Genomic DNA, 2,497 nt, shown 5'->3' with positions numbered 1-2,497 from the left:
GCCTTCAACCTCGCCAAGTCGATCACCCTGAGCTACACCGTGACACGCGGCACCCAGGATCCGAAAGAGTCGCGGATTCGTGCACTGGCGGTGTCGCCCATTGCGCAAAGCGATTTGCCCGGGCCGTCGATCGTGCAGGCCTCCGAACAAGGCGAAGGGCCGGAGTTGGACGTCAGTCAATTGACCACCAACGCCACCCTTCGCGCGAACAGTTATCCGCACATTGCGCTGAAACAATATGTCTGGCTGAAAGCGAAAGGGACATTGAAAGGCGGGGGCGACTACTTGAAAACCTTCTGGCAACCGCCGGGTTCGCATGTCAGCGCGACATGGATTAATCAGGGTTTTTACGCCCAGAACGGCTTTCCGCTGCCGGACTTGCAAAGCCTGGAAGATGGCAGAGACCTGGAACTGGAGTTCAAGGCAGGCTTTGGTGGTACTCAGGTTGAGAGTGAGGCCGTGACGTTTGCCCGACGGACTTACAGGATCAAGGCCCTTGATCTGGAAGAGCCTCGGATCAAGGAGGCGAATGACAAAACCCTGAACCCCTTCGCGGCCAAAGACACACTGACTGCGGTTATTCCGGCTTATACAAACATGATCGGGACGCAAGTCAGCGTGACATGGAGCGGCACGCCCGGTGAGGGCAGCGCAACGGCTGGTCCCTTCGATGTGACCGCACAAGCGGATAAGGAGGTTCCCCTCCCCAACTCGCTCGTAGCGTTCAACCTGGCAAAAACCGTGGAAATCACTTACATCGTCATCCGAGGTGGAACGCCGCAAAATTCGCAGGAGTTGAGCCTCATTGTGCAGCCGATTGCGGATGAAGATGAGAATTTGCCAACGCCAACTGTTGACGGTGCGGATAGCGATGAATTGGATGTGACTCAACTGGAGGAAGGCGCGCAACTAAGGATTGGAAAATGGCCATTGCAGGCTTCGAATCAGTGTATCTGGCTGCGTTACGACGGAACTGACGAGAGCGGGAATGCTGTAGACAAAGTATTCTGGACTGGTGAAGCGCATACGCAGGCGGAAGGATTGGTAACGGCAGCACAGATTGCTTGGTTCCGTGAGCTTAAGGATGGTATGCCAGTGAGGATCAACTTCAAGGTGAACTTCGATAAAGTAGCGAATGCGGGTACGACGGTTGGTTTTCCGGTAAGGACCTACACCGTCAAGGCAATCCCACCACTGGAGATAGAAAAAACCCCCATGGTGTTGGATGGGATCCACCTGTATCCTGCTGCCGCTCCATACAACCCACCATTCGAGAAAACAGCATTTATACTCGATTCGGCACATAAATATCGAGTAGCAGAAGGTGGACGCCCACCATACAATTACATGTCTTCGGATCCAACGATTGCTACCGTCGACCCCATAACCGGCCATGTAGTTTCGACCGGAAACGGAAAAGCAACTATCACAGTGTTTGACTCTAGAAACTCATCGGTCAGCTACGAAGTTTTTTGCTCTAATGTGTATGAATTGATAGTAAGCCCGTCAAATTACAATTATATACAGGCAAAAACCTGGATTGAAAACAATAACGCCTATCTCATAAATATAAAAACACACGAACACTTGATAATTGAAACATGCTTAATGTTTGGCTTTCAGCAAACTGTCGGCGAAAGAAAATTATATTGGGCTCATGTGAGCAATTTAGGCAACACACCGATAGTTACACAGGCCACCGGCAGCAAAGCCGATTACCCAACAATAAGAGGTTTCATACGCTTGCAAGAAGACTCACCAAACCTGTTACGTACTCCGATGGGATTCAAACTTCGAGTGGGAATAAATTAGGCTTAATTAGATAACGACTGACCAGACCCTAACTAACAAAGAGCGCAGATATATTCAACCAGTTATTTAAACAGTGGGCTTGATAGAGTTTGTTCTGCTGACCGGGATGGCCTTTTCGCGAGCAAGCTCGCTCCCACAGTTTGACCGCATTCCAACTGTGGGAGCGAGCTTGCTCGCGAAGGGGCCATCGGGTTCGGCGCAGCTCTTCGATTTAAACGAAGGTGTTTAAAAGACACCTCAAGTCACGCCTTCCAGGCTACAAATCCTTGCGTCATTGCCTACAGCCAAGCCAGAATCCGCCGGCTTGTGCGCCTTGGGTGCGGGTTCTATTGTGGTGCGGTCGCTGGATGTTCAGTGATCGGGTTTAGCAGCTCGGCAAATTTCAAGGCACGCGAGTACTGCCATTACGTTATGGCGGCTTTGCGTGGGGCACTTCGGTGCGCCGGGATCCTTGAGCCTGGTCTGCTAACCCGCGTAAAGCCGCCACCCTCTTCGTTTAGCAGCGAAGGCTGACGGCTCCATCTCTCAAGGAGCTTTACCATGATCAAACCCACACCCAACCCACCCGAAACCGACCCCACCTCCCCCTACGAATCCCTCGATTCCAAAAAACTCCACCAAGCCGCCGACCGCGCCCTCGATCACTACCTCTGCCCACCCGGCTCCAGGCCACCGCCCTTTAGCC

Annotated in this window: 2 pseudogenes; both read left to right on the top strand. The window is 52.4% G+C overall.

Features of this window, described 5'->3' with window-relative positions:
- Window positions 1-1,812, top strand: a pseudogene (locus tag AEQ63_RS28700) (hypothetical protein); the annotation flags it as partial.
- 540 nt (window positions 1,813-2,352) lie between these two features.
- Window positions 2,353-2,497: pseudogene (locus tag AEQ63_RS29415) on the top strand (DUF6124 family protein); the annotation flags it as partial.

Source organism: Pseudomonas sp. RIT-PI-o (genome assembly GCF_001297215.1).
Taxonomy (GTDB): domain Bacteria; phylum Pseudomonadota; class Gammaproteobacteria; order Pseudomonadales; family Pseudomonadaceae; genus Aquipseudomonas; species Aquipseudomonas moraviensis_A.
This window is presented reverse-complemented; position numbering and strand designations above follow the sequence as displayed.